The sequence below is a fragment of the Brevundimonas sp. AVps4 genome (assembly GCF_058681525.1).
Window position 1 is genome coordinate 1,568,970 of sequence record NZ_CM178741.1, and the last position, 14,048, is coordinate 1,583,017.

Annotated in this window: 16 protein-coding genes; 11 read left to right on the top strand and 5 right to left on the bottom strand. The window is 67.5% G+C overall.

The window, feature by feature from the left end; translation table 11 throughout:
- The first annotated feature begins 162 nt into the window (after positions 1–162).
- Genes ACW178_RS07715 through ACW178_RS07730 form a run of 4 tightly spaced genes read left to right on the top strand, consistent with a single transcriptional unit; the run spans position 163 to position 3,655 of the window.
- A complete protein-coding gene (locus ACW178_RS07715) occupies positions 163–1,281 on the top strand; it encodes an MlaE family ABC transporter permease (RefSeq protein WP_152949835.1) in 1,119 nt (372 codons plus the stop codon).
- Positions 1,278–2,063 carry an ABC transporter ATP-binding protein gene (locus ACW178_RS07720; protein ID WP_152949836.1) on the top strand — a complete coding sequence of 262 codons (786 nt, stop codon included), beginning with the start codon at positions 1,278–1,280 and terminating at the stop codon, positions 2,061–2,063. The genes ACW178_RS07715 and ACW178_RS07720 overlap by 4 nt, the downstream gene beginning before the upstream one ends.
- A 12-nt stretch (positions 2,064–2,075) precedes the next feature.
- Positions 2,076–3,014 carry an MlaD family protein gene (locus ACW178_RS07725; RefSeq protein ID WP_054765229.1) on the top strand — a complete coding sequence of 313 codons (939 nt, stop codon included), beginning with the start codon at positions 2,076–2,078 and terminating at the stop codon, positions 3,012–3,014.
- Positions 3,011–3,655, top strand: coding sequence for an ABC-type transport auxiliary lipoprotein family protein (locus ACW178_RS07730; RefSeq protein ID WP_201463901.1), 645 nt, complete (start codon positions 3,011–3,013; stop codon positions 3,653–3,655). The genes ACW178_RS07725 and ACW178_RS07730 overlap by 4 nt, the downstream gene beginning before the upstream one ends.
- A gap of 15 nt (positions 3,656–3,670) precedes the next feature.
- Here the strand turns inward: ACW178_RS07730 and chrA are convergent, their stop codons facing one another.
- From chrA to ACW178_RS07745, 3 genes are read right to left on the bottom strand one after another with little or no spacing between them, the layout of a single operon-like run.
- A complete protein-coding gene (gene chrA, locus ACW178_RS07735) occupies positions 3,671–4,858 on the bottom strand; it encodes a chromate efflux transporter (protein WP_287106169.1) in 1,188 nt (395 codons plus the stop codon).
- Between the two features lie 33 nt (positions 4,859–4,891).
- Entirely contained in the window at positions 4,892–5,548 is a 657-nt protein-coding gene (locus tag ACW178_RS07740) for a 3-oxoacid CoA-transferase subunit B (RefSeq protein WP_191555410.1), read from the bottom strand.
- The gene (locus tag ACW178_RS07745) at positions 5,548–6,252 is read right to left on the bottom strand and encodes a CoA transferase subunit A (protein WP_191555411.1); all 705 of its coding nucleotides are present in this window, start codon (positions 6,250–6,252) and stop codon (positions 5,548–5,550) included. Before ACW178_RS07745 ends, ACW178_RS07740 begins: the two co-directional genes overlap by 1 nt.
- 277 nt (positions 6,253–6,529) lie before the next feature.
- Here ACW178_RS07745 and ACW178_RS07750 point away from each other — a divergent pair, with 277 nt between their 5' ends.
- The 6 genes from ACW178_RS07750 (at position 6,530) to ACW178_RS07775 (ending at position 12,163) form a co-directional block, all read left to right on the top strand.
- Positions 6,530–7,555 carry an SAM-dependent methyltransferase gene (locus tag ACW178_RS07750; RefSeq protein ID WP_492024443.1) on the top strand — a complete coding sequence of 342 codons (1,026 nt, stop codon included), beginning with the start codon at positions 6,530–6,532 and terminating at the stop codon, positions 7,553–7,555.
- A 22-nt stretch (positions 7,556–7,577) separates the two neighbouring features.
- Positions 7,578–7,991 (top strand): DUF2177 family protein, encoded by a 414-nt coding sequence (locus ACW178_RS07755; RefSeq protein ID WP_152949838.1) that lies wholly within the window; start codon positions 7,578–7,580, stop codon positions 7,989–7,991.
- A gap of 88 nt (positions 7,992–8,079) precedes the next feature.
- A complete protein-coding gene (locus ACW178_RS07760; RefSeq protein ID WP_191558073.1) occupies positions 8,080–8,994 on the top strand; it encodes an SGNH/GDSL hydrolase family protein in 915 nt (304 codons plus the stop codon).
- 2 nt (positions 8,995–8,996) lie between these two features.
- Positions 8,997–10,259 (top strand): GDSL-type esterase/lipase family protein, encoded by a 1,263-nt coding sequence (locus ACW178_RS07765; RefSeq protein ID WP_191558074.1) that lies wholly within the window; start codon positions 8,997–8,999, stop codon positions 10,257–10,259.
- A complete protein-coding gene (locus ACW178_RS07770; RefSeq protein WP_191558075.1) occupies positions 10,259–11,662 on the top strand; it encodes an MBOAT family O-acyltransferase in 1,404 nt (467 codons plus the stop codon). Before ACW178_RS07765 ends, ACW178_RS07770 begins: the two co-directional genes overlap by 1 nt.
- Before the next feature lie 15 nt (positions 11,663–11,677).
- Complete coding sequence (locus ACW178_RS07775; RefSeq protein WP_492024444.1) at positions 11,678–12,163, top strand: hypothetical protein; 486 nt, start codon at positions 11,678–11,680, stop codon at positions 12,161–12,163.
- A gap of 49 nt (positions 12,164–12,212) precedes the next feature.
- Here ACW178_RS07775 and ACW178_RS07780 read toward each other — a convergent pair whose 3' ends face one another.
- A complete protein-coding gene (locus ACW178_RS07780; RefSeq protein WP_182713702.1) occupies positions 12,213–12,674 on the bottom strand; it encodes a peptidylprolyl isomerase in 462 nt (153 codons plus the stop codon).
- 72 nt (positions 12,675–12,746) lie between these two features.
- Here ACW178_RS07780 and ACW178_RS07785 point away from each other — a divergent pair, with 72 nt between their 5' ends.
- Positions 12,747–13,457, top strand: a complete 711-nt coding sequence (locus ACW178_RS07785) for an RlmE family RNA methyltransferase (protein WP_191558076.1) — start codon at positions 12,747–12,749, stop codon at positions 13,455–13,457.
- Between the two features lie 34 nt (positions 13,458–13,491).
- Here ACW178_RS07785 and ACW178_RS07790 read toward each other — a convergent pair whose 3' ends face one another.
- Positions 13,492–14,040 carry a DUF2061 domain-containing protein gene (locus tag ACW178_RS07790; protein WP_191558077.1) on the bottom strand — a complete coding sequence of 183 codons (549 nt, stop codon included), beginning with the start codon at positions 14,038–14,040 and terminating at the stop codon, positions 13,492–13,494.
- Positions 14,041–14,048 lie beyond the last annotated feature (8 nt).

A 14,048-nucleotide genomic window follows, 5' to 3' on the forward strand; every position in this document is an offset into this window, starting at 1 on the left:
GATGAGGCGCGCAGGTTCGACACAGTGCACGGGGAAAGCACGGCGCCAATGTCATCGCACGTTGACTAAGGTCCAAGGCTTCACCATTAGCCGAGGCGGGATTTCGGCTGTTCCTTGCGAGGCTTGGGAGCGTTCGAAGGCCTTTCTGACTGCCGGGGCGCGATGAGCCAGACCGATTACGAAATCACGGATGCGGGCGGCGGCGCGGCGAAGCTTCGTCTCGTCGGCGACTGGACGACGACGGCCCTAGGGCGGCTGCCGCAGCGACTGGACAAGGATCTGAACGGGCGGAAGATCGAGAGCCTGGACACCCGCGACCTGGGCCGGTTCGATACGGCCGGCGCCCTGGCCCTGGTGAAGGCTTCGCAGCACGGCGTGCCGAAATCGGCCTGGGCGGACCGACCCGAGGCCGGGCGCATCTACACGATGATCGAGGCGCTGGAGCGCAAGAGTCAGCCGCCGCCTCAGAGACCCAACGCCTTCACCCGCAGCTTCGCCAAGATCGGGCGGGGCGTTGACGACTTCGGTCAGGAGGCCATGTTGTCCTTGGCCTTCCTCGGTCGGTTGATGGCGGCGGTGGTCGAGGCCGCCAAACATCCGGGCGGCATCCGCTGGCCCGCCTGGGTCAGCCAGGGCGAGCGGGCCGGGCTGGACGCCATTCCGATCGTGATGGTGACGAACTTCTTCATCGGCGCGGTGGTGGCTTTCATCGGCGTCGATCTGCTGACCGACTTCGGGGCGCAGGTGTTCGCGGTGCAGCTGATCGGCGTGGCCATGTTCCGCGAGTTCGCCGTGGTGATCGCCTCGGTCCTGCTGGCCGGGCGGTCGGCGTCCGCCTTTGCGGCCGAGATCGGCTCGATGCGGATGAACCAGGAGGTCGACGCCATGCAGGTGATGGGCGTCAATCCGTTCCAGGCCCTGGTGGTGCCGCGCTTGGCGGCCCTGGTGCTGATGCTGCCGCTGCTGACCTTTACGGGCATGATCGGCGGCCTGATCGGCGGGCTGATCGTCTGCTGGAGTTCGCTGAACCTTGGGCCGGCCTTCTTCTTCCAGCGTCTGGTCGAGGACGGCAGCATGGCCCAGCACATGATGGTCGGTCTGGTGAAGGCGCCGGTCTTCGCCCTGGTGATCGCGGCCATCGGCTGCCGCCAGGGCATGTCGGTGGCGGGCGATGTCGAAAGCCTGGGGCGGCGGGTGACGGCGGCGGTGGTGCAGGCGATTTTCGCCATCATCCTGCTGGACGCGGTCTTCGCCCTGATCTTCCTGGAGCTGGACATATGACCGACGCTCCCCAAGCCAAGACCGAGACCCTGATCGAGGTGCGCGGTCTGCTGAGCCAATTCGGCGAACGCACCATCCATGAGAATCTGGACCTCGATCTGGAACGCGGCGAGGTGCTGGGCGTGGTCGGCGGGTCCGGGGCGGGCAAGACAGTGCTGCTGAACACCATCATCGGCCTGAAGGAGCCCGAGGGCGGGTCGGTCAAGGTGCTGGGCTATGACCGCGCCACCCTGACCAGCGATGAGGCGGCCGACATCGAGCGCAGGACCGGCATTCTGTTCCAGCAGGGGGCGCTGTTTTCGTCGCTGAGCGTGCTGGAGAACGTCGCCTCCCCCCTGGTCGAACACACCAAACTGCCCAAGGCCGTCATCTATGAGCTGGCCGAGCTGAAGATCGCCATGGTGGGGCTGAAGCCCGAGCACCATCACCTGAAGCCCGCCGAACTGTCGGGCGGGATGAAGAAGCGGGCCGGTCTGGCGCGAGCCCTGGCTCTTGACCCCGAACTGGTCTTTCTGGACGAGCCGACGGCGGGCCTGGACCCGATCGGGGCCGCAGCCTTCGACGAACTGATCCGTCAGCTGTCGGACGACCTGGGGCTGTCCGTCTTCATGATCACACACGACCTCGATAGCCTGTACGCCATCTGCGACAAGGTGGCGGTGCTGGCGGACAAGCGGGTCGTCGAAAAGGCCACGGTGAAAGAGCTGGAAGGCTCCGACCATCCGTGGATCAAGGAATACTTCCTGGGGCCGCGCGGTCGCGCGGCCACAAAGGCGGCTTGAGGAGAGCCAGGTATGGAAAGAGACGCACACTACGCGGCCGTCGGCATCGCCACCGTCGCCCTTCTGGCGGCCCTGGCGGTGTTCACCATCTGGCTGGCCCGGCTGCAGTTCAACAGCGACTATGACCTGTACGACATCGTCTTCTACGGGCCGGTCAACGGCCTGTCGGAAGGGGGCGAGGTGCATTTCAACGGCATCCGCGTGGGCGAGGTGACGGACCTGAATATCGACACCAAGCGCGGCGACCAGGTCATCGCCCGGGTTCGGGTGGACGCCTCGACGCCGGTGCGCGTGACCTCGCGCGCCCAGCTGGAGCCGCAGGGGATCACGGGTCTGAACTATATCCAGATCACTGCGGGTTCGCCCAACAGCGCCCTGCTGAAGGATCAGTATCCGGACAATGTGGTGCCGGTTCTGCAAAGCCAGCCGTCGCCGATCGCGGAACTGCTGAGCGGGTCCGGCACGGTCCTGGCCCAGACGGTGGACGCGCTGAACCGGATCAACCGGGTCATGTCCGACGACAATATCCGCAGCTTCTCGACCAGTGTGAAAAACGTCGAGGCCCTGACGACCGAGCTGGAGGCGCGCAAGGCCATCTTCGCCGAGCTGGAGGAGGCTGTGAAGAACGCCAACGCCACCATACTGGAATACCAGGGGCTGGGCGCCGACATGCGCGCCGTCGTCAATACCGACGGCCGCGAAGCCATCGCCAACATCAACCAGGCCACGGCGGAGGCGCGGGTCGCCATCGCCTCGGCCAATCGCTCGATAACCGGACTGGAGCGGCCTCTGGGCGACTTCGCCACCTCCAGCCTGCCGCAGCTGAGCGGAACCATCGAGGAACTGCAGGAGGCGACCCGGTCGCTTCAGGCCCTGATCGACGACGTCCGCGCCAGCCCGCGCGACTTCATCGGCAAACCGCAATCGAAAGAGCTGGAGGTGCAGCCGTGATCCGTTCCCTGGTCCAACTGGGCGCCGTCGCCGGCGTCGTGGTCTCGCTGAGCGGCTGTTCGCTGCTGTCCACGCCGGACCCGGTGCAACTGTATCGGTTCGGTCTGCCCATGGATGCTCCATCCGCGGAGGGCGACACGCCGGCGCCGCTGTCGGTGTCGATCCGGCGCATTGAGTTCCCGGAGGCCAGCAGCGACGACCGCATCCTCGGCGTGACGGGCACCGAGACCGCCTATGTCGGCGGGGCGCGCTGGGTGTCGCCGGCTGCGACCCTGTTCGACGACAGTCTGAAGGCGGCCTTCGCCAATCGGGCCGACCAGATCCGGGTGCTGGGCCGACGCGAGCCGGGCACGCCGCCGCTCGTGTTGCAGGTCACGGTGACGACCTTCGAGGCGCGCTACGCCGCGCCGGGGGCGACCCCGGACGTGGTCATCACGGCCAGGGCCCAGCTTCGCTCGACGCCCGAGCGCCGGGACGAGGGCGCCATCCGGCCGGAAGAGGGACGTTCGGTCGAACGGGTCTTCACCGTGACCCAGCCGGCGAGCGAGAACCGGGTCTCGGCCATCGTCGCCGCCTTCGATACGGCGACGCGCGACATCAACACCCAGATCGCCGACTGGACCATCCGCTCGGCGCGCTGAGGTCGGTTCTTCGCCTCAGCCGAAGAGCAGCCGGCCGCCCAGAGCGCCCGAGACGACGAGGACCGGCGCCGCCCAGCGCCCCTTGGCGAAGAGCGCCGCGATCAGGGCGACCAGGAACAGCAGGCCCGCGCCCCACAGGGACGGGGCGCGCTGGGCGGTGGACCACATCAGCTGGACGGCCGTGGCGGCGATGACGCCCGTCACCGCCGCCGCCACCCCGGCGAGGGCGCGGTGCAGAGGCGGGTGGTCGACGACCGCCTCCAGCCGTTCGAACAGGATCATCGAAAAGGCGAAGGCGGGCAGGAACATTCCCGCCGTCACCGCCAGGGCGCCGGCCCAGCCGCCCGCGAGATAGCCGACGAAGGTTCCGAAGATCACCAGGGGAGCGGGCAGGACGCCGGCGATGGCGACCCCGTCCAGGAAAGCGCCGTCCGAGACCCAGCCCCGCCCCACGGTGTCGGCGCGCAGATAGGGAATGGCGGTATAGGCGCCGCCGAATGTCAGCAGGCCGCCCTTCAGCCCCGCCAGGAAGAGGTCCAGGCTTTCCGCCGGCGCGCCGGTCGGCTGGATCAGGGGTGTAGAGAAGGCCCCGTCGCCGCGCAGGACAACGGCCAGAACGACGGCGGCGACGACCAGGCCTGCGGCGATCCAGGGGCGGCCGCCGAAGGCGTAGATCAGCCCCCCGGCGACCAGGGGGATCCAGAAGGGGGCGCCGATCAGGCTGGCGGCGCAGGCGAAGGCCGCGACCAGCCACAGCTGCCGATCCTCCAGCACATGACGCCCGATCCGCCGCACGGCCCAGACGATCAGGGCCAGGACCACGATCTGCATGCCCAGGAGCGGGCCGGCCCAGGCGGCGCTGTCGGCGACCAGCCGCTGATAGGCCCAGGCCGCCGCCAGCATCAGGAGGAAGCCGGGCGCCATGAATCCCAGGCCCGCCAGCAGGCCGCCGAGACGGCCCCGCGCCGTCATCCCCATGTGGACGCACAGTTCGTGCGCCTCCGGCCCCGGCAGGGCCTGCATGACGGCCAGCAAACGGTTGAAACGGGCGCTGGACATCCAGCGCTCGCGCTCGACCAGGTCGCGACGGATCATGGCGATCTGGGCCACGGGCCCGCCGAAGGCCAGGAGGCCGAAGCCGAGGAACTTCAGGAAGAGGGCCGCCAGGGACAGGCGGGGGACCTGGGGTTCCAGTTCATCCACGGCGCTGGCCTCCGGGCAGTCGCGGGGGCCGGGTCAGCCCGCCTTCAGCGCCTCGGAGACAGTATAGGCCGCCTCGGTCTTGGCGGCGACCTCGTCCAGGGTGACGCCGTCGGCCAGCTCGATCAACTCCAGCCCCGAGCCGTCCGGCTTGACGTCGAAGGTCGCCAGGTCGGTGATGATACGGCTGACCACGCCCGTTCCCGTCAGGGGAAGGGTGCAGGATTTCAACACCTTGGACTGACCGTGCTTGTTGGCGTGCTCCATGACCACGACCACGCGCTTGACCCCCGCGACCAGGTCCATGGCGCCGCCCATGCCCTTCACCAGCTTGCCGGGGATCATCCAGTTGGCGATGTCGCCGTTCTGGGCCACCTCCATGGCGCCCAGGATGGACAGGTTGATATGGCCGCCGCGGATCATGGCGAAGCTGTCGGCGCTGCTGAAGTAGGACGACTCCGGGATCTCGGTGATCGTCTGTTTCCCGGCGTTGATCAGGTCGGGGTCCTCGTCGCCCTCATAGGGGAAGGGTCCCATGCCCAGCATGCCGTTCTCGGACTGGAGGGTCACGGTCATGCCAGCGGGGATGTAGTTGGCGACCAGGGTGGGGATGCCGATGCCCAGGTTCACGTAGAAGCCGTCCTGAAGCTCCTGGGCGGCGCGCTCGGCCAGTTGTTCGCGGGTGCGGGGCATCAGACGGCCTCCCTCTGCCGGACGGTGCGCTGTTCGATGCGCTTCTCGGACACGGTCTGGACCAGGCGGTCGACGTAGACGCCCGGCGTGTGGATGTGGTCGGGATCGAGCGAACCGACGGGGACGATTTCCTCGACCTCGACGACCGTGACCTTGCCGGCGGTGGCCATCATCGGGTTGAAGTTGCGGGCGGTCTTGCGGAAGACCAGGTTGCCGCGCTCGTCGGCCTTCCAGGCCTTGACGATGGACAGGTCGGCGATCAGGCCGGTCTCCATCACGTAGTCGCGGCCGTTGAAGTTGCGGACCTCCTTGCCTTCGGCGACCAGGGTGCCGACGCCGGTGGCGGTGAAGAAGGCGGGGATGCCGGCGCCGCCGGCGCGGATGCGCTCGGCCAGGGTGCCCTGGGGGTTGAACTCCAGCTCCAGCTCGCCGGCCAGATACTGGCGCTCGAACTCCTTGTTCTCGCCGACGTAAGAACTGATCATCTTGGCGATCTGGCGGGTGGCGAGCAGCTGGCCCAGGCCGAAGCCGTCGACCCCGGCGTTGTTGGAGATGACCGTCAGCCCCTTGACGCCGCTGTCGCGCAGGGCGGCGATCAGGTTCTCGGGGATGCCGCACAGGCCGAAGCCGCCGGACATGACGGTCATGCCGTCGAAGGTCAGGCCCTCCAGCGCGGATGTGACGTCAGCGTAGATCTTACCCATCGCTCTCCCTCTTTTCATCGCCTGATGAATATCGGCGTGTTGGGCCACGCCTAACCCGGCGCGGACGACAGGGCAAGCCGGGGATGTCGCGGCTGCGCGGCGGCCCGCAAAAAACAGTGTCCGAAGTGTCCGGACTGTCCGATTGGCCTCCCCCCAAAGGCGACCGGGGGACAGATGGGGAGCGGATGCGAGGCGGCAAGGGCCGAGGCGGCATCCGTGCGGACCGACCGGGCGTATGCCTGTGGAGACCGCCGCAACCGCCTCATCAGAGCCGTCGATGAACCTGACCAATGTCGCCATTCGCCAGTTGCAGGACGCGCCGTTTCCGGACTTCGTGACCCGGCCGGCGATCGACAGTCTGGTGACGGAGGCGCGTCGGCGGCTGGATCGCGACGGCCCTCACGATCCGGCGGGCTTTGCGCGCGAGATGGCCGAGCGGGCGATCGCGGAATATGCGGATGCGGCGAACCGGCAGCATTATGAACTGCCGCCCGAGTTTTTCCGCCTGTGCCTGGGCGAGCGGCTGAAATATTCGTGCTGCCTGTATCCGACGGGAGCGGAGACGCTGGACCAGGCCGAGGTCGCGGCCCTGCTGGAGACCTGCGCTCACGCCGATCTGTCGGACGGGCAAACCATCCTTGAGATGGGCTGCGGCTGGGGTTCGCTGTCGCTGTGGATGGCCGAGACCTATCCTCGGGCGCGGATCACGGCGGTGTCGAACAGCCACGGCCAGCGCAAACATATCGAAGGCGAGGCGAGGGCGCGGGGGCTGACCAATCTGACGGTCGTGACCCAGGACATGAACCGGTTCGACACCGACCAGAGGTTCGACCGGATCGTCTCGGTCGAGATGTTCGAGCATATGGCCAACTGGCGCGCCCTGCTGACCAAGGCCAAGTCCTGGCTGAAACCGGATGGGCGGATGTTCATCCACGTCTTCACCCACCGCGACGCCCCTTATCGGTTCGACCACACCGACAGCGGCGACTTCATCGCCCAGCATTTCTTCACCGGGGGGATCATGCCCAGCCGCGGACTGATCCGGCAGTTTCCCGACCTGTTCGCGGTCGAGCAGGAGTGGACCTGGAATGGCGGCCATTACGCCCGCACCGCCAATCACTGGCTGGCCAATATGGACCGCAACGCCGGGCGGGTCGCCGTGCTGATGCGCGAGACCTATGGGGCGGACGCCAAGCTTTGGACCCGGCGGTGGCGGCGCTTCTACCTGGCGACCGCCGGTCTGTTCGGCAATGACGGCGGCCGCACCTGGGCGGTCAGCCACTATCGCCTGAAACCGGCCTGAAAACCCGTCTGAGGAGTTTGTCGTGATCAAATATGTCTTCGCCTATCTGGGCGCCGGGATCACCTTCGCGGTGATCGACGCTGTCTGGCTGACCACCATGACCAACCGCTTCTACAAGCCGGTGCTGGGACCCATCCTGGCCGAGAAGCCGGACATGAGGGCGGCCGTGCTCTTCTATCTGATCTCGATCGCCGGGACCGTCTTCCTGGCCATCGCCCCCGCCTTGAAAGAGGGAAGCTGGACCAAGGCGGCGATCAACGGGGCCGTGCTGGGCTTCGTCGCCTACGCCACCTATGACCTGACCAACCAGGCCACCCTGGCCGCGTGGCAGACCAAGCTGACCGTCGTCGATCTGATGTGGGGCACGGTCCTGACGACGATCTCGGCGACCGGCGGCTATTTCGCCGCGCGTTGGGCCGAAGGGCGGTTCGGCTGAAACTTCCGTTCGCCTGACAAGAGTCAGTCATGGCGCCCGGCGCATGTTAAGCTATAGGTAACCGCTTTCGTCGGAGGGGCGCCCCGCTTTGCGTGTCGGCATAAACGGACTGACCTGGGCGCTGGTCGTCGGGGTGGTGATCGGCCTGGCCCTGACGCCGGACGGGCGCGGCTGGCTGCGTCATCCCACCTTGATGCTGGGCGGGTCGGCCGTCGCCTCGGCCAGTCCGCCTGAGAACCGCGCGCCTTCGCCCGAAACCGCCGCACCGCCCGTGGCGCCGACGCCGGCCGTTCAGCCCCTGGTCACGCCCTTGAAGGCGCGACTCGCTGAGGGGCGTCTGAGCGTGGGGGTGTTCGGCGACTCCATGGCCGACGGCCTGTGGGCCGCCCTCTATCGAGATCTGAACCACCAACCCGGCGTGACGGTGACCAAGTTCAGCGAGGTCTCCACCGGTCTGTCGCGCTACGACTATGTGGACATTCACGCCAAGACCGAGCGCCAGTTGCGCGAGACCCCGGTCGATGCGGCGGTGGTGCTGTTCGGCACGAACGACGCCCAGGGCATCAGCCTGGACGGGGTGATCCACGACTTCGGCACGCCGGGCTGGAAGGCCGCCTACGCCAAGCGGATCGACGACCTGGTCGGCCTGCTGCGCGCCAATGACGTCGCCGTCTATTGGGTCGGCCTGCCCAAGATGAAGCGCACCGGGTTCGACGCCAAGATGGCCGTGATCAATGCGGTGGTGCGCGAGCGGATGAAGGCCCTGAACGTGCCCCTGATCGAGACGTCCGCCCTGACGGCGGATGCGGCGGGCGACTACGCCGCCTATCTGCCCGGCCCCAGCGGGCGGCCCCAGCTGATGCGCGCCAATGACGGCATCCACATGAGCATGGCCGGCTATCTTCGGATCGCCGCCCCGGTGGCCGAGCGGTTGAAGCGCGACGCCGGCCTGATCGAGGTGAAGACGGCCGATCCGCGGCTCGACACCCCGCCGACCGGCTGATCATGAGTCTGGGGGCCGTGGGGGCGGCGATACTGATCCTGGCGGGGCAGGCGGACGTGCAGGCCGGAACGGGCGCGGTCGCCTATAGGCCGGCCGCGGCGCCGACGCCGGGCGTGTCTTCGATCTGTCCGGACGGCCTGTGCGGCGAGGCGGCCCTGGAGGGGCTGTTCCAAGCCCTGGAGGCGACGGAGGCCGGCGCGCGCGACCGCCCCGTCCATATCCTGCAGATCGGCGACAGCCATACGGCCGGCGACCGGATCACCGGCGCCGTGCGCGCGCGCTGGCAGGCCCGGTTCGGCGTTGGAGGACGAGGCGTTCTGCCGCCGGGCGTCCCCTACGCCGGCTATGCCCCGATGCAGGTTGAGGTGACGACGACCGATTGGCCGCTGCGGACGGATGTGTTGTCTGGCGGTCGTCTGCCGGTCGGCGTCGGGTTCACAGGCAGCGAGGCGGACGTCGCGGACGGCGCGGTGATAACCATCGCGGCCGAAAACAGCGCGGCCTTCGACAAGGTCCAGATTTGTGGAGAGGGTTGGCCGAAGGACGCCGAACTGACTCTGACGGGTAGCGCGGGCTTGCGGACGATGGTGTTTCCCGGTCCCCGCGACGAAATCTGGCAACCCGTTTGTCAGACCGCGATCTTCGACACGCTGCAGACGCGGCTCGAGATTCGCCCGACGGGCAGGGTGAAGCTCCATGACGTGCGGCTGACGCGACAGGGGCCGGGCGTGGAGCTGTCCAATCTCGGCGTCGTCGGAGGGACCATTCAGGATTTGGTGCTGAGGAACGGCGACTGGACGCGATTGGAGCTGGACGCCTGGCGACCGGACCTGGTCATCATCGCCTTCGGCGTCAATGATGGGTTCGCGCCGAACTTCGACGCCGACGACTATGAGTCCTGGCTGCGCGGAGCCTTGGCGGGCCTGCCTTCGGGCCTGCCTGTACTGATCCTCGGCGCGCCGGAGGGACTGAAGGCCGGAACCGCCGGACCGTGCGGCGGACGGGCCGCGCCCGCATCTCTGGCGGTGGTCCGGGACGTGCAGCGTCGCGTCGCGAGCGAGACGGGCGTCGCATTCTGGGACTGGTACGGACGCATGGGAGGCGACTGTTCGGCGGAGCGGCTGGCGACTGCGCCGGAACCCTATATGCGGCCCGACCGGGTGCATTTCACTTCCCAGGGGGCGGAGTGGATCGGCGGGGTGCTGAGCGACGATCTGCTGGCCGCCTATGACCGCTGGAAGGCGGCGAAGGGGGAGGCGGACTGATGCTGTTTCCGACCCTGGCCTTCGCGGTCTTCTTCCTGTTCGTCTATCTGGTCAGCTGGAGCCTGGATCGAGAGAACGGGCGGCGCAAACTGTTCCTGCTGCTCGCCAGCTGGTTCTTCTACGCCCAGTGGGACTGGCGGTTCGTGGGGCTGCTGATCGTCTCGGCCGTGCTGAACTGGGGCGTGGCGGCCCTGGTCGTGCGCAGCGACCGGTCCGCGCGGCGCAAACTGTGGGTCAGTCTGGGCGTGGCGGCCAATCTGCTCATACTGGGCTTCTTCAAGTATTACGGCTTCTTCGTCGAACAGGCTGTTGATCTGCTTGCCCAATTCGGTTGGGAGCGGGACCTGCCCCTGTTGCAGGTGGTGCTGCCGGTGGGGATCAGCTTCTTCACCTTCCAGGGCATCAGCTATGTGGTCGACGTCTATCGCGGCAAGACGGCGCCGGCCGAGAGCCTGCTGGACGTCATGCTGCTGATGAGCTTCTTCCCGCACCTGGTGGCTGGACCCATCGTGCGGGCCTCGGACCTGTTGCCCCAGTTCGCCCGGGTGCCCAGGCTGACGCGCGAGATGGCGACCCATGGGCTGCTGCTGATCGTCTGGGGCCTGTTCAAGAAGACCGTGATCGCGTCCGAGCTGGCGACGCGGCTGGTGGATCCGGTCTTCTTCGATCCTGCGGCCTATGGGGCGATCGACATAGCGGCGGCGGTCTATGCCTATGCAGTTCAGATCTACTGCGACTTCTCGGCCTATTCGGACATGGCCATCGGGATCGCGGCCTTGCTGGGCTATTCCTTCCCGCGCAATTTCGACCAGCCGTACCGGGCGGCCTCGATGCAGGCCTTCTGGCGGCGGTGGCACATCAGCCTTTCCAGCTGGCTGCGCGACTATCTGTATGTGCCGCTGGGGGGCGGGCGCAAAGGGCTGTGGTCATCGTGCATGAATGTAATGATCACCATGCTGCTGGGCGGGTTGTGGCACGGCGCGGCCTGGACCTTCGTGGCCTGGGGCGCCCTGCACGGCGGGGCGCAGGTGGTGGAGCGTCTAGGGCGCGCGTTGGTCAAGGACCGCAAGGTCGTCCCGACCTGGCTGGGGGTTCTCATCACCTTCCATGTCGTCTGTCTGGGCTGGATTCTGTTCCGCGCCGAAACCTTCGATCTGGCGATGCAGATGTTGGTCGGCCTGGGTCGGTTCGAGGGCTTCAGCCTGTTGACCCCCTTTGTGCTGGCGTTGATCGTCGGCGGACTGGCGATGCACGGACTGCCGCCGCGCGCGGTGGAGGGGCTGGCCGAACGGCTGAAGACGGCGCCGTCGCCGACCCTGGGCATCCTCATCGGACTGGCGATCCTTCTGGTCGAGGCGATGCGGCCCGAGGGCGTGGCGCCCTTCATCTATTTCCAGTTCTGAGGCCTTGATCCGACGATGAGCGAGCCGACGGACCCGATCGACCCCTTTCCCACCCGCGCCCAGCCGCCGGTGTCGCCGTTTCCGCCGCTGGAGGAGCCGGTTTCGGCCGATCCGCCCAGCGACTGGATCGACGGCGCGAACGCCCATGACCTGCCGACGCGGGAGAACGCCCTGGTCGCCCTCGGTCGTTTTGCCTTTCCGCCCGCCCCCCCATTGGATGAAGAAGGGGAGGCGGCGCGCGCGCGGCGGTGGACCAGCCAGACCGTGCTGGTCGCCTGCGTCTTCCTGATGATCTTCAATGCCGGATCGGTGCAGAACTGGGCGCGCCAGCAGCCGCCGGGCTGGACTCAGTCAACGATTGATCGACTGGCGACGGTCTGGGTCGAACAACTGGCCCTGCTGGGGGCGGACCAGCCGGTCGAGGGGCTGCGGCAGCTGTGGCGCGAGGCGCAGACGCTGCGGTTCGACGGCGGCCGGGACAAGGCGGCGCCGGAGGCCTGAGATCGCGCCGACGGCCAAGGCCGGCGCGATCTTTCGGTGTGGAGCCGGCTTAGTTGACCGTCGCCTTGACGATCTTGCCGGGGCTGCGCGGCGGCTCGCCCTTCGGTAGGGCGTCGACATGCTCCATGCCGGACTCGACCACGCCCCAGACGGTGTACTGGCGGTCCAGGAAGGTGGCGTCGTCGAAGCAGATGAAGAACTGCGAGTTCGCGCTGTTCGGATCGGCGGTGCGGGCCATGGAGCAGACGCCGCGCACGTGCGGCTCGGCCGAGAATTCCTGCTTCAGGTTCGGCTTGTTGGAGCCCGAGGTGCCGGTGCCGGTCGGATCGCCGCCCTGGGCCATGAAGCCGGGGATGACGCGGTGGAAGACGACGCCGTCGTAGAAGCCTTCCGAAGCCAGTTCGGTGATGCGGGCGACGTGGTTCGGGGCCAGGTCAGGGCGCAGCTTGATGACCACGTCGCGGGCTTCGCCGTCGCCGGTGTCCAGGGTGAAGGTCAGGGTGTCGGCCATTTCGGTCGTCCTCTCGGGGTTGATTTGCGGCGGGACATAGCCCGCAACGCCGGTCGGGGCTATGTGGGAACGATGAGTGAAGACGAAAAGCCTCAAGAACGTCGTCGAATGGTGCGGCCGCCCAGCGGCGGAACCGCGGCCGGACGCGGCATGGGCACGAAGATGAAGACGGCCGACACCAAGTCCATGTCGAGCCAGCAGTGGATCAAGCGCCAGCTGTCGGACAAATGGTCGGAACGGGCGCGGGCGGAAGGCTGGCGTTCGCGCGCCGCCTTCAAACTGATCGAGATCGACGACAAGTTCCGGCTGATCAAACGGGGGTCCAAGGTCATCGACCTGGGCGCGGCGCCGGGCGGCTGGGTCCAGGTGGCGCTGAACCGGGGCGCCGGCGCCGTGGCCGGCGTGGACTTGCTGATGATCGAACCGATCCCGGGCGCCACCCTGCTGCAGGCGGACTTCACCCAGCCCGGCGTGGATCAGCAGCTGATCGAGGCCATAGGCGGTGCGCCGGATCTGGTTCTGTCGGACATGGCGCACAACACCGTCGGCCACCGCCAGACCGACCACCTGAAGATCATCGCCCTGATCGAAATCGCCGCCGACTTCGCCATCCGCACCCTGAGGCCGGGGGGCAGTTTCGTCTCGAAGAACTTCCAGGGCGGCGACGCCGGGGGCGTTCTGGCGCGGCTGCGCGAGGCGTTCGAGACGGTGAAATACGTCAAGCCGGAGTCCAGCCGCAAGGACAGCGCCGAGGTGTTCCTGGTGGCGCTGAACAAGAAATAGGGGGCGCGACGAGCCGTCGCGTCAGGCCATCGCGTCAGGCCGTCGCGGGTCTTTGGCGGGCGCGACGCTCTTCGATGCGCGACCAAATACGGTCGTGGACGGTGAAGAAAACCGTCTGCACCAGGGGTTCGATGACGCCGATCGCCAGGGCGGTGCGGATGTCCTGCGTCAGGGCGAAGGCCACGGCGACGGCGACGGTGAAGTGCATGACGCCATAGGTGACGGTCTTGACCGCCACCTGTTTCAGCGACCGGGGCAGGGCGTGGCTGTGGCCATGGCCGTGGTTGTCGTGGACGCGGGCCTGTTCCTCGGGCGACATGATGTCGAGCCGAGCGGTGAAGGCCTCGGCCGCCTCTTCGATGTTCGAGGCCATGCGGCGGCGTTCGATCCGGTGCCAGACGCGGTCGTGGATCGAATAGGCGATGGTCTGGAAGAAAGGCTCGACCATCCCCACGGCCAGGGCGATGCGCCAGTCGCGGGTGATGGCGAAGGCCACCAGAATGGCCACCACGAGGTGCATGACCCCGTAGCTGGCGATCTTCAGGGCCAGTTTTCGCGCGGTGCTGAGGATGACGCCGACCATGATGCGAG